This window comes from Amycolatopsis sp. MEPSY49, from assembly GCF_051337345.1.
In the GTDB taxonomy this organism is placed as follows: Bacteria; Actinomycetota; Actinomycetes; order Mycobacteriales; family Pseudonocardiaceae; genus Amycolatopsis.
In genome coordinates this window covers 152417-176483 of the sequence record NZ_JBDLYJ010000010.1, presented here as the reverse complement: position 1 = coordinate 176483, position 24067 = coordinate 152417, and the positions used below count along the sequence as shown (strand labels likewise).

General features: G+C 71.2%; 19 protein-coding genes. 3 read left to right on the top strand and 16 right to left on the bottom strand.

Annotation, left to right across the window (positions count from 1 at the left end; all coding sequences use genetic code 11):
- Positions 1-29: 29 nt before the first annotated feature.
- Positions 30-524, top strand: coding sequence for a nucleotide exchange factor GrpE (locus tag ABFJ78_RS36175; RefSeq protein WP_436391798.1), 495 nt, complete (start codon positions 30-32; stop codon positions 522-524).
- Here ABFJ78_RS36175 and ABFJ78_RS36170 read toward each other — a convergent pair.
- The 7 genes from ABFJ78_RS36170 to ABFJ78_RS36140 are packed head-to-tail and all read right to left on the bottom strand — an operon-like array spanning position 521 to position 10823.
- Positions 521-655: a hypothetical protein gene (locus ABFJ78_RS36170; RefSeq protein WP_436391796.1), complete on the bottom strand. Its 135-nt coding sequence runs from the start codon at positions 653-655 to the stop codon at positions 521-523. The genes ABFJ78_RS36175 and ABFJ78_RS36170 overlap by 4 nt on opposite strands.
- Positions 652-2295 (bottom strand): TRAFAC clade GTPase domain-containing protein, encoded by a 1644-nt coding sequence (locus ABFJ78_RS36165; RefSeq protein WP_436391794.1) that lies wholly within the window; start codon positions 2293-2295, stop codon positions 652-654. The genes ABFJ78_RS36170 and ABFJ78_RS36165 overlap by 4 nt, the downstream gene beginning before the upstream one ends.
- Complete coding sequence (locus ABFJ78_RS36160; RefSeq protein WP_436391792.1) at positions 2295-4562, bottom strand: hypothetical protein; 2268 nt, start codon at positions 4560-4562, stop codon at positions 2295-2297. The genes ABFJ78_RS36165 and ABFJ78_RS36160 overlap by 1 nt, the downstream gene beginning before the upstream one ends.
- Positions 4559-5668 carry a TRAFAC clade GTPase domain-containing protein gene (locus tag ABFJ78_RS36155; RefSeq protein ID WP_436391790.1) on the bottom strand — a complete coding sequence of 370 codons (1110 nt, stop codon included), beginning with the start codon at positions 5666-5668 and terminating at the stop codon, positions 4559-4561. Before ABFJ78_RS36155 ends, ABFJ78_RS36160 begins: the two co-directional genes overlap by 4 nt.
- Positions 5669-5695: 27 nt before the next feature.
- Complete coding sequence (locus ABFJ78_RS36150) at positions 5696-8254, bottom strand: hypothetical protein (protein ID WP_436391788.1); 2559 nt, start codon at positions 8252-8254, stop codon at positions 5696-5698.
- Positions 8251-9825, bottom strand: a complete 1575-nt coding sequence (locus tag ABFJ78_RS36145) for an Hsp70 family protein (RefSeq protein ID WP_436391786.1) — start codon at positions 9823-9825, stop codon at positions 8251-8253. Before ABFJ78_RS36145 ends, ABFJ78_RS36150 begins: the two co-directional genes overlap by 4 nt.
- Positions 9822-10823 carry a vWA domain-containing protein gene (locus tag ABFJ78_RS36140; protein WP_436391784.1) on the bottom strand — a complete coding sequence of 334 codons (1002 nt, stop codon included), beginning with the start codon at positions 10821-10823 and terminating at the stop codon, positions 9822-9824. Before ABFJ78_RS36140 ends, ABFJ78_RS36145 begins: the two co-directional genes overlap by 4 nt.
- A gap of 815 nt (positions 10824-11638) precedes the next feature.
- Here ABFJ78_RS36140 and ABFJ78_RS36135 point away from each other — a divergent pair.
- Positions 11639-12538 (top strand): alpha/beta fold hydrolase, encoded by a 900-nt coding sequence (locus ABFJ78_RS36135; RefSeq protein ID WP_436391782.1) that lies wholly within the window; start codon positions 11639-11641, stop codon positions 12536-12538.
- 59 nt (positions 12539-12597) lie between these two features.
- Here ABFJ78_RS36135 and ABFJ78_RS36130 read toward each other — a convergent pair whose 3' ends face one another.
- The 6 genes from ABFJ78_RS36130 to ABFJ78_RS36105 form a co-directional block, all read right to left on the bottom strand.
- Entirely contained in the window at positions 12598-13275 is a 678-nt protein-coding gene (locus ABFJ78_RS36130) for a response regulator (protein WP_436391780.1), read from the bottom strand.
- Positions 13272-14573 (bottom strand): sensor histidine kinase, encoded by a 1302-nt coding sequence (locus ABFJ78_RS36125; protein ID WP_436391778.1) that lies wholly within the window; start codon positions 14571-14573, stop codon positions 13272-13274. The genes ABFJ78_RS36130 and ABFJ78_RS36125 overlap by 4 nt, the downstream gene beginning before the upstream one ends.
- Before the next feature lie 69 nt (positions 14574-14642).
- Positions 14643-15479, bottom strand: coding sequence for an ABC transporter permease (locus ABFJ78_RS36120; protein ID WP_436391776.1), 837 nt, complete (start codon positions 15477-15479; stop codon positions 14643-14645).
- Positions 15476-16414, bottom strand: coding sequence for an ATP-binding cassette domain-containing protein (locus ABFJ78_RS36115; RefSeq protein WP_436391774.1), 939 nt, complete (start codon positions 16412-16414; stop codon positions 15476-15478). Before ABFJ78_RS36115 ends, ABFJ78_RS36120 begins: the two co-directional genes overlap by 4 nt.
- Positions 16415-16554: 140 nt before the next feature.
- Positions 16555-17730 carry a DUF5624 domain-containing protein gene (locus tag ABFJ78_RS36110; RefSeq protein ID WP_436391772.1) on the bottom strand — a complete coding sequence of 392 codons (1176 nt, stop codon included), beginning with the start codon at positions 17728-17730 and terminating at the stop codon, positions 16555-16557.
- A 23-nt stretch (positions 17731-17753) separates the two neighbouring features.
- The gene (locus ABFJ78_RS36105) at positions 17754-18884 is read right to left on the bottom strand and encodes a hypothetical protein (RefSeq protein ID WP_436391770.1); all 1131 of its coding nucleotides are present in this window, start codon (positions 18882-18884) and stop codon (positions 17754-17756) included.
- Between the two features lie 66 nt (positions 18885-18950).
- Here ABFJ78_RS36105 and ABFJ78_RS36100 point away from each other — a divergent pair, with 66 nt between their 5' ends.
- Positions 18951-19628, top strand: a complete 678-nt coding sequence (locus ABFJ78_RS36100) for a TetR/AcrR family transcriptional regulator C-terminal domain-containing protein (protein WP_436391768.1) — start codon at positions 18951-18953, stop codon at positions 19626-19628.
- Between the two features lie 42 nt (positions 19629-19670).
- Here the strand turns inward: ABFJ78_RS36100 and ABFJ78_RS36095 are convergent, their stop codons facing one another.
- Genes ABFJ78_RS36095 through ABFJ78_RS36085 form a run of 3 tightly spaced genes read right to left on the bottom strand, consistent with a single transcriptional unit; the run spans position 19671 to position 23935 of the window.
- A complete protein-coding gene (locus tag ABFJ78_RS36095; protein WP_436391766.1) occupies positions 19671-20915 on the bottom strand; it encodes a DUF4407 domain-containing protein in 1245 nt (414 codons plus the stop codon).
- Positions 20908-23256 carry a hypothetical protein gene (locus ABFJ78_RS36090; RefSeq protein WP_436391764.1) on the bottom strand — a complete coding sequence of 783 codons (2349 nt, stop codon included), beginning with the start codon at positions 23254-23256 and terminating at the stop codon, positions 20908-20910. The genes ABFJ78_RS36095 and ABFJ78_RS36090 overlap by 8 nt, the downstream gene beginning before the upstream one ends.
- Positions 23243-23935, bottom strand: coding sequence for a hypothetical protein (locus ABFJ78_RS36085; protein ID WP_436391762.1), 693 nt, complete (start codon positions 23933-23935; stop codon positions 23243-23245). The genes ABFJ78_RS36090 and ABFJ78_RS36085 overlap by 14 nt, the downstream gene beginning before the upstream one ends.
- Positions 23936-24067: the final 132 nt, after the last annotated feature.

Sequence of the window (24067 nt, the reverse complement as noted above, 5' to 3'; positions counted from 1 at the left end):
TCCCTGTCTTCGGTCGGTATTTTCGACGCGTGGAAAACAATACGGAAGCGCCCCTCGGTCTCGAAGAAACGCTCAGAGCCATCCGGGACGAGCTCGCGGGTCTGCACGCGCAGAGCAAATTCTTGAACGAGGTCGTCGACCGGCTGCACACCGAAAACGAGCAGCTCCGGCGGGCCGGTTCCAAGGCCACCGTGCAACCTGCCCTGCGCGAACTGATCAAGCTGGCCGACGACTGGCGGAGCAGAGCGCTCGCGATCCGCGACGACATCGACCCGGGCCGGCTGTGTGCCGACGTCGTCGAGGACGTGACGCTGGTTCTGGAACGGCAGGGGATCGAGGCGTTCTCGGCCGACGCGGGCGCCGAGTTCGACCGGCACGAGCACCGCGCCGTCGGCACCCAGGCGACCGAAGACGAGGCCCTCGCCGGCCGGGTCGCCGAGGTGCGCAGGCCCGGGTATCGCAACGACGAGCGCGTCGTGCGGTTCGCCGAGGTCGTGGTGTACAAGGTGACGGCCGGCCGCTAGACGGTGACCGGTCGGCTGGCCAGGACGCCGATCAGCACGACCACTCCGAGCGCGGTCAACGTCACGGCGATGACGAGTATCGCCACGGCTACCCGCCTGCCGTTCACCACCGCTTTCGGCACGTCGTTCATGAGACCGCCTTCCTGTTGATCAGCCACAGCACCGGTGCCGCGGGGTCGTCGTTGAGGACGCCACCGGCCGGTGAATCGTGCGAGGTCACCTCGCGGGCGTCCTCGTAGCTCACCACGAAGTAGGCGACCGTCGCGAACTGGTTGTCGATCGAGGCCAGCAGATCGCGCTGCCCCGCCGCGTCCAGCCACGCCCGTACCGCGGCGTCCCGCTCGGCGCGGCTCGTCGTCGTCATGCCGGCGTAGGGGTGGTCCGTGCCGGACGACCGGGTCATCAGCGCGTCGGCCTTGGTCAGGACGACGGCGACGGGCATCTTCAGGGGACCACCCGCTTTGACCTCGAGGTGCTCGCGCTGGGCTTCCACGAAACGCTCCAGCGAGGTCTTCGGCGGTGTGTTCGACGCGTGCACCCGGCCGAGAACCGACCGGTCCGCCTCGGAGCGCACCTGGCGCAACGAGAACGGGTCGACGACGAAGACCACACCCTTGGTGTGCTTGAGGAACTGCGCCTCGGCGAGCTGATCGGGACTCTCCGGGATCTCGCCCGCCGGGTCGTAGAGGTACAGCAGGCGGCGTGCCCGGCCCCCGCCGACGTAGAGGTTGTATGCCCTCGGCCGCGTGAGCACGGTCTTGAGCGCGCGATTCGGGTCGTCGTAGACACCTCGCTGCAGGTTGCGCTCGAAGTCCTGCTTCGCCCGTTCGTCGGCGAATTCGAACCCGTCGTTCAGCACCAGCAACCGGCTGACCGCCGAGAACATGTAGACGGACTTGCCTGCCGTCGGTCCGGCGATCACGGGGATGTGCACGGTCGGCGCGATCAGCCCGCCGATCGGCAGCTGAGACGCGCACCCGGCGCACTGTGCCGGGAGATCCGCCTTGCCGTTCGCGAGCAGGGTCGGCAGGACCTTCTCGCACCGGCAGGTGCGGTGCAGCACTCCAGCCGTGCCCGGCAGGAGCTTCTTGTGCTCGGCTCGGCAGTTCGGGCAGCGGTAGATCGGGCGCGTGGCCCGCTCGTGGCAGGTGGGGCACTCGATCGTGATGCCGCGCATCCAGAGCACGCCGATCTCGAACACCCACGACACCCCCGCGGTCACCATCGCCACGAGCACGAGGAGCGCCAGCAGGACCGCGAACACCGCGGACACGACGACGAGGAAGGCACCGGCGGCCGTGGCACCCAGCACCAGCCCGGCGATGACCGCCACGGCGAACGAGTACGTCACGGCGTGGTTCAGGGAGGAGTCCCGTGCCCGGTCCCACGTCTTGCCCGCGAGCGACCGGGAGAACCGGGGATCCGGCCGCGTCTTCGGATCGTCGGCGACGACCCGCGCCCAAGTCCGGCTGATCGCCTGGGTGAGCACTTTCCGGTAGTCGAGCAGTACCGGCCCGGCGTAGTAGCTGCGATAGGCGGGATCGGCACCGGGCTTCCTCGATGCCGGATCGACGCGCAGGTGCGCCGTCGGGCCGTACGGGGTGAAGCCGTCGAACGCCGCCGTGACGAATTCGATGAGCCCGATGGTGAAGGCGACGAGCCCGCTCACGACCAAGAACAGCGAACCGAGATAGAAGAAGGCCGTGAACAGCACGGGGATCAGGCTGCACAGCAGGATCCCGCCGATCACGATTCCGACGAGGTAGCCCATCAGCGCTGCCTCCGCAGGCCGAGCAGGCTCAGCAGTCCCCGGTTCTCCTCGTGCGCCGACCGCCAGTCACGCCACCACCTCGACCAGCCCGCCTTGGGGGCGGCGCCGTCGAGCCGCGACCGCGCCGCGGCCGGCTTGAGCTGGTCGCCGATCTTGTCGAGGTGTTTCGGCTTGCGCCCGGCGATCGCGGAAACCAGCGTCTCGTTGACGAGCCGACGGCGGACCCGCTGGTCGGAGACGTTCCACCACACCACGATCACGGATGCGACGTAGTTCGGGGCCGCCTTGGCCAGACGCGTGCGCGCCTTCTCGCCGTACGTGGCCAGGAACTGGGCGCTGGGCTCTCGCAGTACTGCTTCGAGCAGGTCGTGGTGGGTGCGCATGTCGGCCCGCAGCACGTACTCGGCCAGGGCACCGAGCAACCGCTCCGCGAGCGCTCGGGGCAGGGAAGGCAGCAGTCGCAGGCCTTTGTCCACGCGGGAGCCGGCGTCGCCCTTCGGGGTGGCTTGCCGGAGATGGCCGAGCAACTCGATCGCCTCGAGCAGGACGGCGTCTTCCGTGCGGATCGATCCGACCAGTTCGGGGCCGAGCAGGTAGCCGACCAGCTGAGCGTGTTCCGGCTCCAGCTCACCACCGGTCGCCCGGTCCAGTGTGTCGGTCACGATCCGGCTCAACAGACCGGTGCCGGCCAGCGTCTCGGCGTGCAGTGACCTCAGTGCGCGTTCCGCCTCGGAGGTCGTCAACCCGGCCGGCCACAGCACTGGGCCGAACTGCCGCCAGGCGAGCTCGTGGTCGTCCAGTACTTTGTCCAGCACCGAAACCTTGTCTTCCTGACCGGCCCGGGCGAGGACCAGGTCCGCGAGGAGCGCGACGCGGCCGCGGCCGCCCATCTTGCGGATGACCTTCCCCGCCCGCGTGGTCAGCGTGGTGCACAGCGGGATGACCTGCTGGGGGTCCGCGAGCCGCGCCGAGAGGACGCGCAGCGTCGCCGCGCGCAGCTCCCCGTGCCCGGCCAAGCGATCGAGGAGGCCGTCCGAGTCCGGGGCGGTCATCGCCGGGAGCACGGCCTCGGCCGCGACCTGGTCGAGCTGTGCCGGGGCGAGCCGGGGGAGCCAGAGCTGCTCCGGCGTCGTGAGCGCGGCGAGGTAGTAGGTGCCGAGAAGGTCGGCGGGGATCGGTTCCCGACGGCGGTCCGCGGCGTCGAGCCACTCCGCCCAGCGGCGCAGATCGACCGGGCCACCCGCGGCCCGCACCCGCTCGGCGAGCAGGTGCCAGCCATCGGGGGAGAGGGTTCCCGGCATCCGTTCGACCGCGAGCGCGACGGCGTCGAGCAGCAGGTGTTCCGGCACGGCCGGTCCGGCCGGCAGGTCCGCGACGCACCCGATGAGCACGGCGAAGGCTTCCAGGTCACCCGCGGAGAGCGGCGACGCCAACCGGTCCGCGGGCAACATCGCCGCCTGGACGTCACCCCGGGTCCACAGCGTCACCATCATCGCCGCGTACCGCGTGGGCTCCTCGGCCGCACCGGTCCGGGTCAGGTCCACGACGGTGAAGTCGCCGTAGTTCGGGAGCAGTACGTCCGGGGTGGTGCAACTGACGAGCGTGCCCGCGTCCTCCGGCCGCGACGTGTAGGTCACGAACGAGATGGTGAGCCCAAGCGCGCGGGGGAAGGACCGGCAGAGCGCGGCCAGCCACAGCGCGGCCGTCCGGTCGTCCGGGACGACGAGCACGACCCGGCCCCGCCCGTCGGCGAGTACTCGCTGCACCACGCTGATCACCCGGGCCAGGCCCTCGGCCCTGGCCGGTGCCGACAGGAACCGGCGAACTTCGGCGGGACTCGTCTCGCCGCCGGGAGCGAGTGCGTCGACCGCGGGGAGGTCGGTGCCGTTCTGTCGTGAATGAACCCAGACCGAGCTGCGCCACATGTCGATCGGCAGCGCGCGTCCGAGCTCCCGGCCGGCGTCGTCGAGCAGCAGCGCGTGGGCGAAGTAGTTGCCGGTCCGGCCGGTGAAGTCGGCGCCCGTGTACCGGGTCTGGAACAGTGCGGCGGACCGGCCGGTGCGGATGTACCCGAAGGCGACGGGGAAGGCGCCGAGGTCGGATTCGTCGGCTCCGGCGAGCTGCGGCCCCACTTCGTAGGCGCTGGCCCGCACCGCGAGGTCCACCAGCTGCTTGGGCGCGCCGGGGGTCAGGGCGCTGATCTGGAAGCCCTGGATACCTTCGAGCCCGTTCTCGCACGACGTGTAGTGGAGCTGGTGCATGCTCATCGCTTGCCTTTCGTCGTCCTGATCGCACCGAACCGCGCGAGGAGCCACAACATGGGATCTTCGAGGCGGTACGGGTGCACGCCTTCCGGCGCCAGGTGGTTGCCGTCGAGCGGTGGCGATCCCAGCGCGGAGAGCCCGAAGTACTGGTAGGTCTCGAACGTGTTGGCCACACTGCGGTCGAAGGCCGGGTCGTACCACTCGTCGAGCCACGCCCTGACCTCTTCGTGCACGTCGAGCCCGTCCGCCTCGTCGTAGCTGCCGACGTGCCGGGAGGGCTGCCGCAGCGGCGACTCGGGAGCCAGGGAGGCCGGCAGCAGGTCCAGCTTGGTGAGCGCGACGGCCAGCGGCGTGCGCAGGCGCCGGGTGACCGAGCCGGCGCTGCGTTCCCGGAGCAGCTCGCCAAGCCGGTTCAGCACGTGCAACTGATCCGTGTAGCCGGTCTTCGCGCCGTTCGCGCCGACCAGGTCGCGGACTTTGGGCATCTGCACGGGATCGAGCAGCAGGATGATCCCCTCGGCGGCGTCGAGGTAGCTGATCAGCTGGTCCATCGCCGTGGCGCGGGCGACGTCCTCACCCGCGGTGTCGTAGAACACCGTGACCACCGGCGCGATCCGGGTCGACCCGAGCAGCCCTTCGCGCCGGAAGCGGAGGCTGAACATCAACGGTTCCGGACTGGCGATCCGGGCCGACGCGGTCTGCCGGAGCGGACGGTGCTCCTCGAAGAGCGGCTTGTCGAAGTCGCGCTGGTAGCGGACCCGGGACTCCTCGCCGAGCAGGTCGAGCGACATCCCGGTGAACCGCTCGTTCACCAGCCCGCGCTGGAACTCGTGGATCAGCACGCCGACCCACGTGCTCTTGCCGGAGTCGGACGAGCCGATCACCGCGATGTTGCGGCCGCCCCCGTCGAGGTACTCGCGCAGCAGCTCCCGTCCACAGCTCGGGCAGACGCGCCGGCTCTGCGGGAGCTTCCCGTGTGGACAGTGGCCTTTCTTGAGCTGACGTTCCCCGAACGTCTCCCCCTTGTGGTCGCACTGCTCCCCACATCGCATGTGCAGTTCGTTGCGCCGGAAGCTCGTCCAGCAGTACGGGCACTTCGTCTTTGTCACACCGGTTCCCAGCACGCGAAGGAGTTGTCAGGTCAGGACGAGCCGGCCGGGACTGGCGGCCACCAGCTGCACGCTTCCGTCGCGGGAGAACGCGCGCAGGTGCACGGGTCGTCGCAGGTCCGGTGGCACCGTGAACTCGACGCGCACCGGGGCCACGCCGGCTTCGGTTGCCAGCAGCTCAAGACCGTCGCCCGCCTCGCGCGGGCGGAGCCCCTGCTTCGCGACCACGACGATCGGCGGCACCGCCGTGCCCGGTTCGCCGTCCACGACGAGGATTCGGCGCGTTCGCCGGAACGACCACACCCGCTCGATCGAGTAGCGGATCGACACGGGCGTTGACGCTTGTTCGAAGACGAGCGGTCCGAAGCTGCGTGCCTCGCCGTCCACCAGCGAAGTGCACACACCGAACCAGTGGTCCCCGGCCGGCGCGGTGATCGAGACCCCTCGGCTGTCGTAGGTCACCCGGGTCACATCGAGCTTGGCTGCGTCGGGATCGGTCGGGCCGGTGGGCTTCTTGCCGGTGCGCCACACCACCCGCGCCGAGGTCGCTCCGGCGGGCCACTCCCACGTCAGGCGGACGGTCGGACCGAATCGGGTGGCTCGCATCGACCGGACGGTGCCGTGCCGGACGTCCACCACGCACGAGGTTCCGATCGCGGCGAGGTCGCCCAGCACGGTCACCGGCACCAACTTCCGGCGCCGGGCCGACGCGTCGAACTCGGCCCGGAGCCAGTCCCGCCCGGTGCCGGACGCGCCGCGTACCGGCACGCCGTAGGCGCGCGCCTTCGACACCGGCACGACCTCCTGCGCCGGTGGGCTCACGTTCCGGCCCAGCTCGAGGATTTCGACGTCGCCCAGAGCCGGCGTCGTCCAGCGCACGACCAGCTCGTCACCGTCCGCTTCGGCGGCCAGGTCGGTGACGGCGTCCGGGATCTCCTGGCATCGAGCGGAAGCGTGCACGCCTTCGCTCTCGACGATCGTGCCGTCCGCCAGCCGGTAGGTCGCCTTCACCACGTAGTCGTAGGCGCGTCCGGCGCGTACCGCGGCGTCCGCGAACGTGGAAGACCGCACGTCGCGCACCACGCTGCCGTCACGCCGCACCGCAGCTCCGACGGCACCGGCGGGGAGGCGCCAGCGGCCGGTGATCCGGTCGGGTTCGCCGCGCAGCACCAGGTCGAGCACGTCGCGCAGCACCGTCACCGCCGCCGTGCGTGCCTGTCCTGTCGACGGTGTGCCGTCGCGGGTCGTGCGGACTTCGTAGCGCAAGGGCGTACCGCCCGGCGGGTCGTCGTCGACGACCTCGAGGTCGCGCGTCTCGTCGCAGATGACCGTGCTGCCCCGGGTGACGCGGTAACCGATGCGGCCGGCGCGCGCGTCGCTCGGCCGCCACGTCACGACGACCCTGCCGTCGCGGACGACCGCGGTGGCCGACGGGGGCGCCGCCGGTGCGCACCGCTCGATCGCGACGTCGACGTCGTGGTCGGAGAGCTGTTCACGGATGCGGTGGTAGCCGGCCACGGCCGCCTCGACGTCGTGGCGTTCGAGCTCTTCGCACCGCGCGATTTCGGCGTCGAGCCCGGCCAGCTGGGCGGCGAGGCCCACGCGGCGTTCCCGCCAGTCGTCCGGCAGCCCGGGCTGGCCGTCCAGCACGGCGAGCGCGTGCCGCAGCCGCAGGTCGCGGACCGCGGCGCGGTAGTCGTCGTGCCAGGCCGGTTCGGTGCTCGCCGTGCTCGTGAAACGGCACCACGCGGCGTACGCGGTCGAATCCTGGTCCGCCGGCAACCGCACCGCGGCCAGCCGGTCCGCGACCGCCCCGGTCGCCGCGGCGACCTCCGAGTAGCCGTAGGGGACCTGTGCCGCGAGACCGGACAGCACTTCGTGGCGCAGCACGGCGATCAGCTCGTCGTTGTCGAGCCACTGCTGGATCCGTTTCACCAGGGTCTGTTCGGCGGCGCTCGCGGCATCCCGGGACACCCGCAGCGCACTCCGCCGCTTTTCGAGGTCCTCCTTGGTCGTCCGCGTACCGCTGAGCGTGCCGGCCAGGTAGTCCCACAGCGAGACGTGGTCGAGCTGGACGAGCAGGTGGAGGGTTTCGGGCCACTGGCGCGGCTCGGGGGTGGGCGGCAGCGCGACTGGTTCGAGCTGCCGCGCACCGATCTCGGCGAGTGCCGCCAGCACCGAGGTCCGCGTCAGCGCGCCGGCCGACTCCCGGACGAGCGACTCGACGCGCTGTTCGGGCAGGCCGGGCGCACCGTGCAGACGTTGCCGCAGGCTCGCGCCCAGCTTGCGCGTCCGTGCGGACACCTCGGCCCGGTGCGCTGCCAGCTTCGCCGGTTCCGTGAGCGTCGTCGTCGCAGACTCGTGCAGCGCCTTCAGCTGGGTGCACGCCCGTTTGAAGCCGCCGTACTGCCGGTTGCCCAGCTGCCCTTTGACCCCGGCGAGCGCCGCGCGCACCACGGCGGCGTCGGTGACGTCCGGCGGCAACAGGTACACGCGGAACAGGTCCTCGTCAGGCCGCCAGCCGTTCTGCACGGGCTTGAGCACTTCGTCGACGAACCGGCTGCTGTCGAACTGCCACCCGCTCACCGTTGGAGAGCGGGAAGCGGCGCCCGCTTCACCTCCTCCGGCACCAGGCCGCTGATCTTGGCCTCGAGCCGAAGCTCCTTGCCGTTGCTCGCGACCGCGGACACCCGCAGGATCCCGTCCGCCTGGAGGGTGAAGGAGACCGTGAGCGGCTGCCCGGCCGGTTGGTTCGGCGGCAGCCCCACCAGGTCACCCTGCACGAGTTCGAGGTTGTCCGGCAGTTCCACGCTCAGCATGTCGGTCTTCGACTCGTAGACCACGATCTCCACCGTTTCCTGGCCGTCGGAGACGGTGCGGAAGGTGCCCCGCGGCGATGCGGGAATCTCGTCGTTCGGCTTGATCAGCCACGAGACGATCCGTTCGCCGTCCTGCTTGCGGGGGTCGCGGACGATGGCGATCCCGTAGCCCTTGGACGTGACGTCGACGATCTTGGGGATGGGCTTGCTCCCCGGCAGGCTGCCGAACGAGGACGACGAGCCGTCCGCCTCGGCCACGCTGTTCGCGGCGAACAGGGCAGCGCCCTTGGCGACGATCTGGTCCGGGTCGGCCAGCTGCGGTGCCGGCAGGTCGGGGAAGCTCTCGGCGAGCCGCTGCTTGACCGCGGGGGAGTGTGACATGCCGCCGACGAGCAGCAGCTCGTGGATCCGGCTCACGCCCTTGTCCCGGGCGTGCCCCAGTACGTCGCGGGTGAAGTCGAGCGTCCTGCCGAGCAGGTCCGCGGTGGACTCTTCGAGCTCCTTGCGGGAGATTTCGATCTTGGCGCGCTCGCCGTGCGCGACGATCGTGCTGCTGAACGTGTCGCGGCGGGAGAGAGCCTTCTTGGCTTCCTCGGCGAGCAGCTCGACGGCGCCCGCGGCGTCGAGGTCGGCCCTCGGGTCGGCGTCCGGGTGCTGCTCCTGGAACTTCTCGCTGATCAGTTCCGTGAGGCGCTCGTCCCAGTCCGCGCCGCCGAGCTTGTGGTCGCCGCCCGTCGCGACCACGCGGATCTCGTTCTGCGAGACGTTGATGATGGTGACGTCGAACGTGCCGCCGCCCAGGTCGTACACCAGTACTGTGCGGTCCTCACCGGGATTGACCAGTCCGTAGGCGATGGCGGCCGCGGTCGGTTCGTTGATGATGTTCACGACGTTCAGGCGGGCCATCTCACCGGCATCGCGCGTCGCTTGGCGCTCAGCCGCGCCGAAGTAGGCGGGCACGGTGATCACGACGTCCGCGAGCGGACCCTCGGCCGGCACTTCGACGCCGAGGACGCTGAGCGCGTCCTCGACGACCTGCTTGAGGATCATCGCCGAGATCGCCTGCGGGTAGCGTTCCTCGCCGTCGACCTCGCGGGTGTAGCCCTCCTCGCCCATGTGCCGCTTGATGAGGTCGACCACGCGATCCGGCTGGTTCTTCAGCTCGTTCTTCGCGAACTTGCCGACGGTGACGCTGCCCGTCTCCTCGAAGAACACGACGGACGGTGTGGTCAGCTCGCTCTCCTGGTTGGGCAGCACGGTGGCCCGCCCGTTCTCGTCGAGGTGCGCGACGCAGGAGTAGGTGGTGCCGAGGTCGATGCCGAGCACGGGGCGGGTCATGGTTGATCCTTCGGGAGTCTGGTGTTCTGGTCGTCGGGCCGGATGCCGCGCACCCGTTCAGCGAGGTCCGAGTGGTCGATGCGGCCGTGGTTGGTGACGCCGCCGCTCGTACCGGTCGGCACGGGTCTGGTTCTCGTGCCGCCACGTCTTCGGTGAAGTCCGTACGCGACGGCGGCGAGAACCAGGAGCGCGCCGAGGAGGCCGAGGAGCACCTCGGTCCAGGGGAAAACCGGTGGTTCCGGTTGGGGCAGGGCGCCGATGACCACACCGCACGAGCTCGCCACGATCCCGTAGAGCTGCCGCAGCAACCCGGTGGTATCGGTGACGAAGTAGTCCTGGCCGGCGTTCGGCCCGGTCACGCCCGCGAGGTTCCGCGCGCCGTCCTGGTCCAGGTCGATGCCGACACCGGCTACCCGGGTGTGGCCGGTTTTCAGCTGGTCGGCCGCGGCTATGGCGGCCGAGACCGCCTGGTCGCCTTGCTGGACCGGGTTGCCGTAGGCGTTCGGGAGCCCGTCGGTGACGAGCACGGCGACATCGAGGCCAAGCCCTTTCGCGGCGAGCAGCGCGGCTTCCCAGTTCGTCGCGCCGTCGTTGCTCCCGTCGCGGACCGAAAGGTCCTCGATCTGGTCTTTCAGCTGGTGACGGGAATCGTCGTCGGAGACGTCGACGCCGGACCTGATCACCTGGGCATCGGTGCCGAAGCCGATGATCGAGACCTCGGAGCGCTTGTCGCGCAGCGCGTCGACGACGTTGCTCGCCGCTTCGCGAACCTGGCCGAACCGGGGTTGCATGGAGCTCGACTGATCGATCAGCAAGCCGAGCCGTAGTGGGCAGTGGGCCGGCCAGGGCGGGTTCGCCTCGACCTCCTGGGCCATGGCGAAGGGATATTGGCCGAACACCGACCAGAAAACAACAGTGCAGATGACGGCGCCGCGTCGTGGTCGAGAGGACGTTGCCCCAACCGAGCTTGCCGTGAGTTTGGGCAGGTGAATCGCCAACGCTCCCTCGCCTGTGGCCGAATCAGCAGCACGGGAGCCTAGCGGCCACCTGCCGGTCGCAGGCAAGACTTCGGAATCTGTCAACAAACTGTCCAGAATCGCCGCGGCGTATTCGGAGCCGACCACTCATTACGACGCCGGTGTCGGATAATGTGGAACGGGGTTTGAGCTGCGGTTTCGTCGACGACTCGAACGTCGGCCTCGGGCCGTAGGTGAAGCTATCCGTTCCACGGCAACGCCCCTGGCCGACCAAGCGGTCGGTCACAATGCCCATTGTTCTTCACTGATCCCGTGCCGGTTCACGTCATAGTAGAACTCGGAACCCGAGGCGAGTGCTCGTCCGAAGGCGTCGCTGAATTCGCAGGTAGGGCGGTTTCCGGAATGTGACCGCTTCCGCGTCCGACCAATGCGAAGCGCATGTGCTGTCGTTCCTCGTCGGCCACGGAGGTGAGCATCTGTGGCCGAATCCGGGTCTTCAGAGGTAAAAGTGCCCGAGATGAGGCCCGCGCCTTCCGCGGGCGCATCTCCGATATCTCGCCGGCCGGCCCTGCGGCCTCCGGTGGGTCCGCGATGGTCGCGCTGTGGGTAGGCCAGTCGATCGGTTTGGCGCGCTGACGACGCTCCGCTCGACCCACATCAACTGGCCATGCTCGCTGCGACCGGCACCACGCTTTGTCCCCCGTGCGAGCTACGCGCAAGTGTCCACTCAGCGGTGACGATCAAGAGCCCGCAGATCCCCTAACCTGCGGGACGCCCGCAGCGTTCGGGCCGCGAATCCGGCTCGGGTCACGTCGAAAACCATTACTGGAGAACAGATGTTCCGCAATGTCAAGGCAACCGCTGTCGCCGCGCTGGTGTGCGTCATGGCCGGGCCGGTGCTGGCCGGGTGCGACGAGGCTCCGGAGCCGGACGCCCCGGCGGCGGCCGGTGCCGGAAACGCCGGCCAGAGCCCGATTTCCGGCACCACGAAGATCACCGTCGAGGGCCGGTCGGTGAACGTGTCCTGCTCCGGAACCCAGGTCGACGGCCGGCCGGTCGTGGTCCTGCTCGCCGGGCTCGGCGACGGCCTGGACAAACTGGCCGGCTTCCAGAAGACGCTGAGCGAGAAGGACCGGGTCTGCTCCTACGACCGGCTCGGCGAAGGCGCCAGCGACCAGCCGCCGGGCCCGCAGACGCTCGAGAGCGCCGGCAGGGTCCTGACCGGGGTGCTGGACCGCGTTTCCGGTGGCCGCCCGGTCGTGCTGGCGGCGCACTCGATGGGCGGGTTGATCGCCGCCCGCTACGCCCCCGCCCACCGCGACCGCGTCGCGGGCCTCGTCCTGATGGACGCCACCCCGTCGACCATCGTCGCCGACACCGGTGCCGGAATCCCGGAGTCCGCCACCGGTCCGGCGGCCGAAGCCCGCGCGATGGCCGTCGCGGGCTACACCGGCCAGAACCCGGAGCAGCTGTCCATTCAGGACGGAGAGGTGGGTTACGCCGGCGACATCCCGGTCGTCGTGATCCGGCACGGGCAGCCCTACCTCGCCGAGCAGATCCCCCAGTACGGCGAGGCCCTGGAAAAGGCGTGGACCGCGGGGCAGGAGAAGTGGCTCGACCTGTCCAGCCGCAGTGAGCCGGTCGTCGCCACCGGCAGTGATCACTACATCTACCTCAAGCAGCCCGCGATCGCCGTCGAGGCCGTTCAGCGCGTCACCGCCGAAGCCGGGAAATAGCCCGATCGCCGTCGTGGCACCAGGCGCCCTGCGGGAGTGAAACAGCTCGCCGGCCGCGGTCAGCCGGGTGGGTTCGGGCGGGTCAGGCCGAGGTCGTAGGCGAGGATCACGGCCTGGACGCGGTCGCGGGCGCCGACTTTCGCGAGCACGCGGCCGACGTGGGTCTTGACCGTCGATTCGGACAGGACGAGACGCTCGGCGATCTCCTTGTTGGTCCAGCCTTGCCCGATCGCCCGCAGGATGTCGCGTTCCCGCGCCGTCAAGGACAGCCAGCGGGGGTCCGCGGGCGGCTCCGAAGTGGCCGCGCCGTCGGGTAGCCGGTTGGCGTAGGTGTCGAGGAGCCGCCGGGTCAGGGCCGGGGCGATGACGGCGTCGCCGCCGGCGACGGCCCTGATGCCGGCGAGCAGTTCCTCGGGGCGGGCGTCCTTGAGGAGGAACCCGCTGGCTCCCGCGCGAAGCGCGGCGTAGGCGTATTCGTCGAGGTCGAAGGTGGTCAGGACGAGGATGCGGGAGCGGCCGCCGGTGGCGAGGATCCGGCGGGTGGCTTCGATGCCGTCCATGCCGGGCATGCGGATGTCCATGAGGACGACGTCGGGCCGCAGTTCCGCGGTCCGGCGCACGGCTTCGGCGCCGTGGGCGGCTTCGCCGACGACCTCGGTGTCCGGCGTCGCGTCCAGCAGCATGCGAAAACCGAAGCGCTGCAACGGCTGGTCGTCGGCGATGAGGATGGTGGTCACGGCGCTCTCTCCGGCGGCGCGATGTCGAGGACGGCGTGCACGACCCACCCGCCACCGGGTGCGGGACCCGCGTCGACGGTGCCGCCGTACAACGCGGCGCGTTCCCGCATCCCGGCCAGACCGTGCCCCTGCTCCGCCGGGTACCGAGGCCGCGTGGCGGCGTCGGCGCGTCCGTCGTCCCGGACCCGGATGCGCAGTTCCGGGCCTTCGGCGGCGACCGAGACGTCGATCCGGGTGCGCGGGCCGGCGTGGTTGAGGGCGTTCGTGAACGCTTCCTGGACGATGCGGTAGGCCATGAGCTGCACTCCCTGGTCGAGGTGGTCCAGTTCGCCCGCGGTGCGGTAGACGACCTCCGGGCCGGCCGCGCGGATCCGCGCGCACAACGCGTCCAGGTCGGCGATGCCCGGCTGGGGCGCGAGCTCGAGTCCGTCCGCTTCTTCGCGCAGCACGCCCAGCATGCGCCGCAGCTCGCCGAGCGCTTGGCGCCCGGCGTCGCCCACCAGCCGCAGCGCTTGCTTGCTCCGCTCCGGGGCGACGTCGGCCGCGTAGGCGCCGCCGTCGGCGAGCGTGATCATGACCGACAGGTTGTGGCCGATGATGTCGTGCATCTCGCGGGCCACGCGGACGCGTTCGGTGGCGGCCGCCAGGCGGCTGCGCTGGTCGCGTTCGATCTCCAGCCGCACCGCGCGATCGCGCAGGCTGGCGAGCTGGGCGCGGCGGATCCGGACGGCCAGTCCCAGCGCGACGGCCGCGGTGACCGCGGTGAGCAGGAAGAACAGCGCTTCCCAGAAGGACACGAAACCGGACACCCGCGCGGCCATGGGAAGCAGCGAGGCGACCGCGGCCGCGCAGGCCCACGGCAGGTGCCGCAGCCGCCCGTGCAGGGTCACGCTGTAGAGCGCCACGAGCAGGGCGATGTCGGCGCGCAGGAAGACGCCGAGCGACGACTGGACGAGGAAGGCGGCCGCCGTCAGGGCCAGCGCGGCGGACGGCGCGCGCCGCCGCCACAGCAAGGGCAGCAGGAGCCCGGCCTGCAGCGCCAGGGTGCCCGCCGCCGGCAGGGAGCCGGCCATCAGCCGCAGCTCTTCCGGGTCGTGGTCTCCGTCGTGCGGGAACAGGTCCGGCAGGCAGAACAGCACGAACAGCGCGGCGACGACGGCGAGGTCCAGCACCCACGGGCGCCGCCGGTCCGCCTGCCGGGTCCACTGGCCGAGCCGGGCCAGCCGGGTGACCAGCGGGTGCGCCGGCAGCGCGGCGGTCCACGACAGGAGCGTCGCGGCCTGATCGTCCCTGCGCACGTGCCTCACCCGTTCCATCGTGGCGGAAAACGCCGGCGCGGTACCGGAGCACCGCGCCGGCGACCCGGCTCAGGCGTCCGACCGCGCCAGCCGGTACGCGGCTCCGCCCAGGAGCAGGACGGTCCAGCCGAGGAAGACCAGCAACCCGGCGGCCGGCGACAGGCTGGTGGCGTCGTGGGTCAGGGCGAACATCGACTGGCCCGCGTTGCTCGGCAGGTACGGGCTGATGTCGTCCTGCCAGGACGCCGGCAACAGCGAGACCAGCCCCGGAATCAGCATGAGCGCCGCGACGAGGACCGAGATACCGCCGGCGACCGACCGCAGCAGCGCTCCCAGCGCGACCCCGAGCACGCCGATCAGGCTCAGGTAGAGACCGGCGCCCAGCAGGCTGCGCACGACACCCGCCTGCGACAGCGTCATCGCCGCGGGCGTCGCGGCCACGATGCCGCTGCCGATGACGAAGGCGATGAACACGCCGGCCACGCCGACGAGCAGCGCGACGACGCCGTACACCGCCGACTTGGACCACAGCACGGGCAGCCGGCGCGGAACCCCGGTCAGCGTGGAGCGGATCATGCCGGTCGAGTACTCGCCGGCGGTGACGAGCACTCCCAGCACGCCCAGCGCCAGTTGCGCGAAGTTCGTGCCGAAGAGGGACAGGCTGAGTGCGGTGGCGTTGGCGAAGTCGTCGTCGAGCGGCTGGCCGGAGCTGACGCCGGACTGGTACCGCGCGGCGGAGATCAGCCCGAAGGCCACCAGGAACACCAGGCCGAGGCCGAGGGTGATCCAGGTGGAGCGCAGCGACCAGAGCTTCGTCCACTCCGAACGCAGGACGCGGAGCCCGGTCACGCGGTAGGCCGGGCGGGCCGCCCGGGTGGGGACGGCGGGCGTCGTCAGGGTGCTCATGCCGCCCTCCCCGGGGTGTCGAGCCCGGCGGTGACGCCGTGGTACTCGACGGCGTCGCGGGTCAGGTCCATGAACGCGTCCTCCAGGGAGACCGTCCGCGCGGAAAGCTCGAACAGGGCGATGCCGTGTTCGGCGGCCTTCAGCCCGATGGCGCGGGCCGAGAGGCCGCCGACTCGCAGTTCTTCGGAGCCGGTGCGACCGACGATCTCGACGCCGGGTCCGGCCAGGACGTCGCGCAGCCGGCCGGGCTCGGCCGTGGCCACGTGCACGGTGTCGCCGCCGGCGCTCCGGACGAGGTCGTGCACGGTCGTGTCGGCGAGCAGCCGCCCCCGGCCGACGACGATCAGGTGCTCCGCGACGAGCGCCATCTCGCTCATGAGGTGCGAGGACACGAAGACCGTCCGGCCGTCGGCGGCGAGCTCGGTGAGCAAGGTGCGGATCCAGAGGACGCCCTCGGGATCCAGGCCGTTGACCGGCTCGTCGAGCATGATCGTCGCGGGGTCGCCCAGCAGGGCGGCGGCGATCCCCAGCCGCTGACCCATGCCGAGCGAGAAGTTCCCGGCGCGTTTCTTCGCCACGGACTGCAGTCCGGCCAGTTCGATCACCTCGTCGACGCGCCGGCGGGAAATGCCGTGGGTCTGGGCTTGCGCGAGCAGGTGGTCGTGGGCCGACCGGCCCGGGTGCACCGACTTCGCCTCGAGCAGGACCCCGACCTCCTGCAGCGGCGCGCGGTGCTCGGCGTAGCGGCGGCCGTTGACCGCGACCGAGCCGGCGGTCGGCGCGTCCAGCCCGACGATCATCCGCATCGTGGTGGACTTGCCCGCCCCGTTGGGGCCGAGGAATCCGGTGACCGCGCCCGGGCGGACGGTGAAGTCCAAGCCGTCCACCGCGGTTTTCACCCCGTATCGCTTCGTCAGCTGACGTGCTTCGATCATTGCTTGTCCCCTGGGATTCCGGACCGGACAGCCCGGTCCGTTCACCCACCACGCTAGGGGTGGGGCCGAGGCGAAACGTGGTACCGGGGGAGGGAATCCGGTCCCGCCCGTAGTACCGGGGTACGACGGCGTGGCGAGGCCTACCCCCGCCGCCCGGCCGGGTAGGTGGTGTAGGTGAAGCCGGGGAGCTCGACGAGCTCGGGCCGGTTTCCGTTGGCGATCGACTGGTCGAGCACGAACTGCAGGCCGGCGGTCGCGATCTGGGCGGCCGGGTCCTCCATGACGTAGCGGAGCCGGGTGACGATGGCCCGTTTGTCGTCGACCGACCGGACGACCGGCATGGCGTAGACCACTTCGGTGTCGTCCTCGACCACCGGCGCCTTTTCGATCCGCTTCTCGAAGCCCGGGTAGTCCGGCCACATGAGACGGCTCATCTCCACCGAAGACAGGGAGGTGTACCAGAACCTGCGGTACAGCCCCTCGATCCGGGCGGAGGCCTCGCCGTCGGCGAGCTTCTCGAGCTCGATGGCCGGCGCGGACGGGGCGATGATCAGCCGGGCCGGGTCGAGCTTCCGGCCGGACGCTTCGTAGAGCAGCGAACAGACGTTGTTGCTCTCCCAGGTCAGCCCGGCGCTCGGGCGTCCGGCGGCACCGACGACGAGCACCATCAGCTGAGCCCAGTCGATGGTCTGCGCCCGCAGCCACTTCAGGGTCCGGTGCACCGAGTCCAGTGCCGAGAGGGCGAAGGTCGCGGCCATCATGTCGTTGAACGACACGGGAACCGCGTCCGGCCCGTCGCCTTCGAGCAGGTTCGCCCGCAGGTACTCGAAGTCCAGGAGCTTCGGGTTCCTGATCGCCCGGTCCAGGTAGTCGGCGGTGGTCGCGCAGGTGTAGTCGACGAGATCGGTGATCTTTTCCTCGTGCCCCCGCCACGCGGCGGCCGCGACCTCGTCACGCCAGTACGAGACGCTGTTGAAGTCCTGGACGACGCGGCACTGCGCGATGAGCTCCCGGGCGTCGTTCTTGCAGCTCGGGTGGTCGAGTTCGCGCAGCCGGGCCAGGTACGGGATCGCGAGGCCGAGGTGCGAGACCGCGGTGATCTCGAAGAACCCCCGCGTGCCCTTCCGGAAGTCGACCGATGTGGACGGACGGCCGCCGCCCGGGAACAGCACCAGGTCGGTGCCCGTCGCCACCAGCATCGGTGTGCCGGAGTGGGCCTCGCCCAGTTCCTGCTGCAGTTTCCGGCCGATGCTGTCCGGAGCCGAGGTGAAGAGCTCGAAGAGCCGCATGAAGTGCGGGTTGGGTTGGTAGCGCATCGAATTCTCCTTGCCGGTGCGGGTCAGGCGTTGTCGAGCGAGAGTTCGTAGACGACGCTGTCCTGACGGAACCGCACGTCCGGGGTGAGGCTGTTGGCGACGACCAGGAAGCTCCGGCCGTCGGCCTCGAAGTAGCTCGCGTCGGTTCCGCCGAACGTGGGGAACTCCTCGAGGACCTCGAACTTTCCGTTGTCCCACCGGTAAATCTGCGACATCAGGTCGGTCTTGGGCGCGGGGGGCATTCCCTGGACGAAACAGACCCGGACGAGGTACAGGTCGCCGCCCCGGCGGAAGAGCTCGAACTCGCGGCCGCCGGCGCCGCCGAGGGACTGGTGGGGCTCGAAGAGCTCGCCGTTCCACCGGTGGAGGGTCGACTCGCCGGTGATGCACGCGAAGGCCAGCCACTCCTGGCCGTCGTGGGAGAAGTGCCGGAAACTCCGGCCGAACCGGCCGCCGAACGTCTGGTAGGGGACGAAGGAACTCCCGTCCCAGCGGTAGACGACGCTGGGGGAAAGCTGGTCGGCGTAGGCGAGGAAGTGGTGCCCGCCGACGCGGAAGGAGTCCCAGTTGTACCCGAAGCGTCCGCCGAGGACCTGGAATTCCCGCCACCGCCCGTCGACGCGCTCGAAGACGACCGAGCGCCCGTGGCCCCGGGGGACGAGGGGGATGCCGGGGATCAGCACCCCTTGGGCCAGGGCCAGGAACTCGCGGTCGCCGATCGAGAAGTGGTGGAACTGTTTGGCGCCGAAGGTGGGCAGGGTCTCGTCGAGGATCCACTTCCCGCCTTCCTCGCGGTAGATGAGCGAGTCGACGTTGACTTCGTAGGGACCGCTTCCGGTTCGCATGGTGGCGAACGCCAGGTAGTCGCGCCCACCGCTGCGGAAGCTCACCGCGTCCTCACCGCTCGGGCAGGGCAGGCGGTCCGCTTCGGTGAACCGCCCCTCCTCCCACCGGTAGAGCAGGGCGTCGGTGTCGCCGTTGCCGCCCTGCATGTCGGCGGGCCGCTCGAGGATGTCCTCGGCCAGCTGGGGGACGACGAGATTCGGCTTGCCGTCGACCCGGAAAACGTGGGCGGCACGGGCGCCGGACGTGGCGAGACGCTGGTGGACCGACAGGATCTTCGGGCTCGGATGGCCTGCTTCGGTGTTCGGCACGGCAGCTCCTTATCTAAGTTAAGTTGGCGTTGGCCAGCGTGACTTAACTTTGATAACTTGTCAACCATGCCGAAGGGGATCACGCGCGAAAAGGTCGTCGAAGCCGCGCTGGAACTGCTCGACGACAAGGGCATCGAGGGTGTCACCGTCCGCGCGCTCGCGGAGCGGCTCGACGTCCGCGCGCCGGCCCTGTACTGGCATCTGCGCAACAAGCAGGAGCTGCTCGACGAGATGAGCACCACGGTCCTGCGCCGCATCGCGGACGTGCTGCCGGCTCCGGGTACGAGCTGGCGGGAAGATCTGGCCGCCTACGCTCGCGTGCTCCGCGCGGAGTACCTGCGCCACCGGGACGGTGCCCGCACCTTCAGCGGTGCGCGGGTGTCCGATCCCGCGGTGGTGGTGCGCATCAAGGAACCCCTGTACCAAGGCTGGACGAAGGCCGGGCTCACCCTCCAGGAGGCGGACGACGCGATCGACGTGGTCGTCGCGTTCGTGGTCGGCTTCGTCATCGAGGAGCAGGAACGGTGCCAGTCGGCCGACGCCGATCCGACGCGGTACTCCCTCGCCGAACGCGACGCCGGCCTGGGCGAACAGGCACCGCTGACCAAGGACGCCGGGCACCTGCGCGATGACGGCGATCAGCGGTTCGAGCGCCACCTCGGCATCGTTCTCGACGGTCTCGCCACCCGGCTCGGCCGCGACGCCCAGGCCGAGCGGCCGCGAGTAGGACGTGGCGAACGGTGAAAGTCACTTCGGAGAGCAACGTCAACCCAGGCGCTGCCTGCATCACCTCATCCCCGCGCGGAACGCTTCGGTGAGGCGGTCGAGCTCCGCTTCGAGCTGCTGGTGGCTCGAAGCGGCGTCCTCGGCGAGCTTCGCGCGGGAGTCGCGGGTGAGCTCGGCCGTGCGCGCGCGGACTTCCGCCGACGCCCGCAGCTCCTCGTGGTGGACGCGCTCTTCGTGCCGCTCGACCCGGGAGTCGATCCTGCGGCGGATCATGCGGTCGTAGGCGTTCACGCCGCCGAACCACTTCGTCAGCACCGGCAGGCAGTCGATCAGCACGAGCAGCAGCCGCAGCACCCACTGCGCGACGGTGACGTCGGCGTTGCCCGCCGAGAGCCGCGCGAGTGCGTCGATCTGCTCCAGGATGCCGATGCTGCCCCGGTTTTCGCGCCACGCCACGGCTTTCTCGTCGATCGCCGCCTGGACCTGACGGCCGTAGCCGCTTTCCGCGGCGGCCAGCCGGTCCCGCGACTCGGCAAGGCTCTTGTCGAGCGCGGCGACGTCGGCCTGCCGCTGTTCCAGCCGCGTGTCCCGCCGGTACTGGTCGGCCGTCTCGCGATCGCGAGAGCACTCCGGGCCCTCGCCGCGGACGCCGGTCGTCCCCGGCCCGGCGACCCCGGCGCATTCGGCTTTGGCGACGCTGTCGAGGCGTTCCCACGTCGCCATGTCCCGGTCCAGCTCGGCCGACTGCGCGTCCCGTTTGCCGCCCAGGTCGGCGATCTGAGCCCGCACGGTGGCGGGCGATCCGGCGAGGTTGAGGCGGTGGCCGGCGCAGTCCGGTGCTTCGACGGCGTCGCCGCTGGGCGGGTTGCAGGTGCGCCACCGGCTGACCAGCGTGGCCAGCTCCCGCTCGCGGTCGTCGGCCACCTGGTGCTCGATCTCGGCGCGGAACACCGCCGTCACCAGGGGTTCGGCGATCACGAAGCCGAGGAGGACCGCGATCACCAGCCGGGGAAGGAACTGCCGTGCCTTCGCGGTCAGGGTGCCGTGGGTGCTCGCGATGAGCCAGCTGTCGACGGTGAGGATGAACGTCCCCCAGAGCACCAGCACCAGCGGCGCGACCACCCACACCAGGCCCCCGAGGGGCAGTCCGCCGGTGACGGGCAGGGTGGCGAGCGCGCTGATCGTCGCGGTCAGGCAGACGATGGCGCCGAGCCGGGTGTAGCGCGGCCGCTCCTCCGGTACCTCCGCGAGCAGCCCTTCGTCGACGCCGATGACGCGCCGGAAACCGCGGCCGGGATCAATCATGTTCGTTCTCCGTAGGGTGTTTCGGCGCGAAGAGGTCGAGGCTGGTCAGCTTGGCTTCGACACCGGGGATGGCCAGGGGGCGAAGCAGAAGGAACGCCCGCACGCGCGCGACGACGTCCCGGCGGACACCGTCCAGTTCGGACGGTCTGCGGTCGCGCCCCAGCTCGCCGAGCCGGTGATCGTCGGACAGGTGCGCTCGGATGCGCCGCCCGGCATCGGTGACGCGGCTAGCGGCGACGAGCGCGGGATCGGTGACCGTGCAGGAGAACCCGGCCACCAGCCGGAACGGCACCGGCCCCGCCGAAGCGATCGCGACGACCACCGGCACGAGCCGCCCGGCGGCCCGGTCCACGACGGTGATTTCCCCGGCCCGCCGCACCAGCCGGCGCCGTCCGCGGCCCCCGGGGTCGGTGCGGCAGCCGGTTCCGGTGTGGAAGACCAGGACCTCGTCGGGGCCCGGTTCGGGAAGCCGGCGTGCGCGGCGGAGCGAGAGGCCGGAGCGCGGCTTGAGGCGCGTGCGGTCGGTGACGGGGTAGCCCGGCTCCGGGCGCCCGGGCCCGTCGCCGGGATGGCCCCCCGCCCCGCCGGCGCCGGAATCGCCCGGCGACTCCGCGAACTCCGCCCCACTCCCGTCCGCTGCCGGCGGTCTGGGGCGAGCCCGTACCGGTCCCGGGCCGGCGGCCGCTCGCTCGAACTCGGCCGAGTCCGCCGGCTTGAGGTGCCGGCCGGCCGCGATGGCCGCGTGCAGGCCTTCGCCGCGCAGGCGGGCGTCGGCCAGCAAGGGGGCGGCCAGCTTTCCCGCCGCCGCCGCGAGGTCCGGGCGAGTGCCGAGGAGGGTGCTGATCGCCAGCTCGTCGTCCTTCGCGCTGCGTGCCGTCAGCACCGCGACGGTGGACCGCGTGCGTGCGTCGTCGTCGCCGAGTTCGGTCAGGAGGTCCACGACGAGCTCGCCGCCGTCGCCCTCGGCCGTGAGTGTCGCGAACAGGGCACCGAGGGCGTCCGGGGCCGATTCGTCGCTTCCCGTCAGCAGTTCCCGCAGCTCCTGCACCGCTTCGGCCGGGAACTGGGCGCCCAGCTCGCCGCTGAGTGCCAGTGCCGCGGTCTGCCGCTGCGCCGTGGAGCCGCTCGCCCAGCCGCGGACGGCCTGGAGGGCGGCCGACCGGGAGCGGCCGTCGAGCGCCATCGCCCAGACCGCGAACGCGGCCGTCGTCTGGCCGGCCCACCCGAGCCGGCCGGCCGACCACGGCTCGAGGTACGTGCGCCCCACCGCGTCCGCATCCACTTTGGACAGTCCGGCCAGGCCGAACGCGATCGAGACGTCGGCGCCGCTCGTCTCGAGGATCTCGGTGAGCCACGCCGAAACGGCAGGCCAGAACGCACCGGGCTGCCGGGCCCTCAGCTCCGCGAGGACGAGGCCGGCATACCGCGGATCGGCGAAAACCCCTTCGGCGGTCACCAGCCGCGCCACCGGGCCGGCGGCCTCGCGCCCGTCGTCGGGCACGTGCCGCCCCAGTGCCTCGCGCCGGGCCGCCAGCTCGGCCGCGCTCAGCTCGGCGCCGAACGCCGCCGCGGTGACCTCGAGGACGTCCTGACGCCCGGGGCCCGCGTCGAACCAGCCGCGCACGACGTCGGCGGCGGACCGTTCGAGACCGCGCACCGCTTCGCCGACGGACACCCCGGCGGCCACGCGGGCGGCGGCCCCGGCGGCTTCGGTCATCGTGGCGTCCGGGGGCAGCGCCGCGTGCAGCTCGCCGGCGCCGGTGCCGTCGAGGTGGGCGCGCACCACGGCTTCGAGCGGCGGCCGCGCCCACGCGATCGCCGTCAGCTTCTCGACGTCCGCGCCGATCGGCTCCCGCCGGGTCACGACGAGGAACGCGCCCGCGCCCCGCACGGCGTCCCGCACCCGGTGCCAGTCGAAGTCGGGATATCGGCCGTCTTCGGCCTGGTCGGCCACGAGGTAGCCGCGGCCCTTGCGGTAGGCGTGCCGGGCGAGGTCGTCCGGGGTACTGGCCGGGGACAGCCGCAGCAGCGGCTTCGGCGTCTTTTCGTGCAGCAGCGCGATCGCCCCGGTCTGCTTGCCGAGGCCGCGTGCCCCGACGAGCGCGACGAGGTGGTCGGTGGTCAGCGCCTCCGCCGCTTCGCCGTGGCACGCCGGCGGTACGTAGGTGCCGACCGCGCGCTTCACGTCGCGCTCGTCGAGGAGCCCGGTGCGCCGGCGGGGACCGCGCCGCCGCCCGGACCGCTGGGCCGGGCCCGATCCGATGACGCTGTGGTAGATGTTCGCCCGCTCGAAGTGGTTCACCACCTCGGCGGCCGGGACGCGCCGGTCAGCCGCGCCCAAGGTGCTTCACCACCCCGAACACCGAATCCCGCGCGTTCAGCGTCCCGACGTGGTAGACGACTTCCGCGCCCGGCCCGCCCGGTGGCTCCGGTGCCGCGGCGGCGCGCCCGGCCGGGACGTGGATCCAGCCGGTGCCGGTGAAGTTCTTGACCCGCACCGGGACCTCGCGGAATCCGCCGGCGTCGAGTCCGCGCTCGCCACGCTCGACGACGTCGCGGAAGACGGCGTCCGTCACGATCAGCCCGAGGTCGGCGCCGGGGTGGTCGTCCATCGCCGCGCGCAGGGCGGGTGCGTCCCGCAGCCGGGCCGCCTCCAGCACGGCGTTCCCGCTCACGTGCGGCGGGTGCAGCACGATCTCGCCGTGGCCGATCGCGACCCGCAGGCGCAGCCGGTACCGCGGGGCCGCGGCGTCGTTCACGAGGGCCAGCGCCAGCGCCAGTTCCCGCTGGGCGAAGTCGGCGACGATCCTCGCCTTGGGGACGTCGGGCGCGAAGACCAGCGTCGCGCTGTCCCCGTCCGGCCGGTCGAGCACGAGGCCGGTCGCGAACGAACCGGCCTCGACCGCCTCGGAGAGCACGGCCCGGAGCGCTTTGTCGAGGATTTCCTGCCTGCGCCGGTCACCGCCGCCGGAGTTCACGGTGTCGGCGGTGACGATGGTGTGGGGAAGCGCCAGGTTCATGACGAAACCCTTGCCGCGAAGCGGAAAAGCGGCAACGAGCCGGCGACGAGCGGTCGGGTCCGCCGCGAGAACGATCATTCGGAAGAGTGATCACCTGACCGTGCGCCGTGACGTGATCTCCGGGCCACGGAT

Bases quoted from the DNA above. Each gene is read 5' to 3' on its own strand.
- ABFJ78_RS36170 (WP_436391796.1), bottom strand. From the start codon at position 655: ATGAACGACGTGCCGAAAGCGGTGGTGAACGGCAGGCGGGTAGCCGTG.
- ABFJ78_RS36165 (WP_436391794.1), bottom strand. From the start codon at position 2,295: ATGGGCTACCTCGTCGGAATCGTGATCGGCGGGATCCTGCTGTGCAGC.
- ABFJ78_RS36160 (WP_436391792.1), bottom strand. From the start codon at position 4,562: ATGAGCATGCACCAGCTCCACTACACGTCGTGCGAGAACGGGCTCGAA.
- ABFJ78_RS36145 (WP_436391786.1), bottom strand. From the start codon at position 9,825: ATGACCCGCCCCGTGCTCGGCATCGACCTCGGCACCACCTACTCCTGC.
- ABFJ78_RS36135 (WP_436391782.1), top strand. From the start codon at position 11,639: ATGTTCCGCAATGTCAAGGCAACCGCTGTCGCCGCGCTGGTGTGCGTC.
- ABFJ78_RS36120 (WP_436391776.1), bottom strand. From the start codon at position 15,479: ATGAGCACCCTGACGACGCCCGCCGTCCCCACCCGGGCGGCCCGCCCG.
- ABFJ78_RS36115 (WP_436391774.1), bottom strand. From the start codon at position 16,414: ATGATCGAAGCACGTCAGCTGACGAAGCGATACGGGGTGAAAACCGCG.
- ABFJ78_RS36110 (WP_436391772.1), bottom strand. From the start codon at position 17,730: ATGCGCTACCAACCCAACCCGCACTTCATGCGGCTCTTCGAGCTCTTC.
- ABFJ78_RS36100 (WP_436391768.1), top strand. From the start codon at position 18,951: ATGCCGAAGGGGATCACGCGCGAAAAGGTCGTCGAAGCCGCGCTGGAA.
- ABFJ78_RS36095 (WP_436391766.1), bottom strand. From the start codon at position 20,915: ATGATTGATCCCGGCCGCGGTTTCCGGCGCGTCATCGGCGTCGACGAA.
- ABFJ78_RS36085 (WP_436391762.1), bottom strand. From the start codon at position 23,935: ATGAACCTGGCGCTTCCCCACACCATCGTCACCGCCGACACCGTGAAC.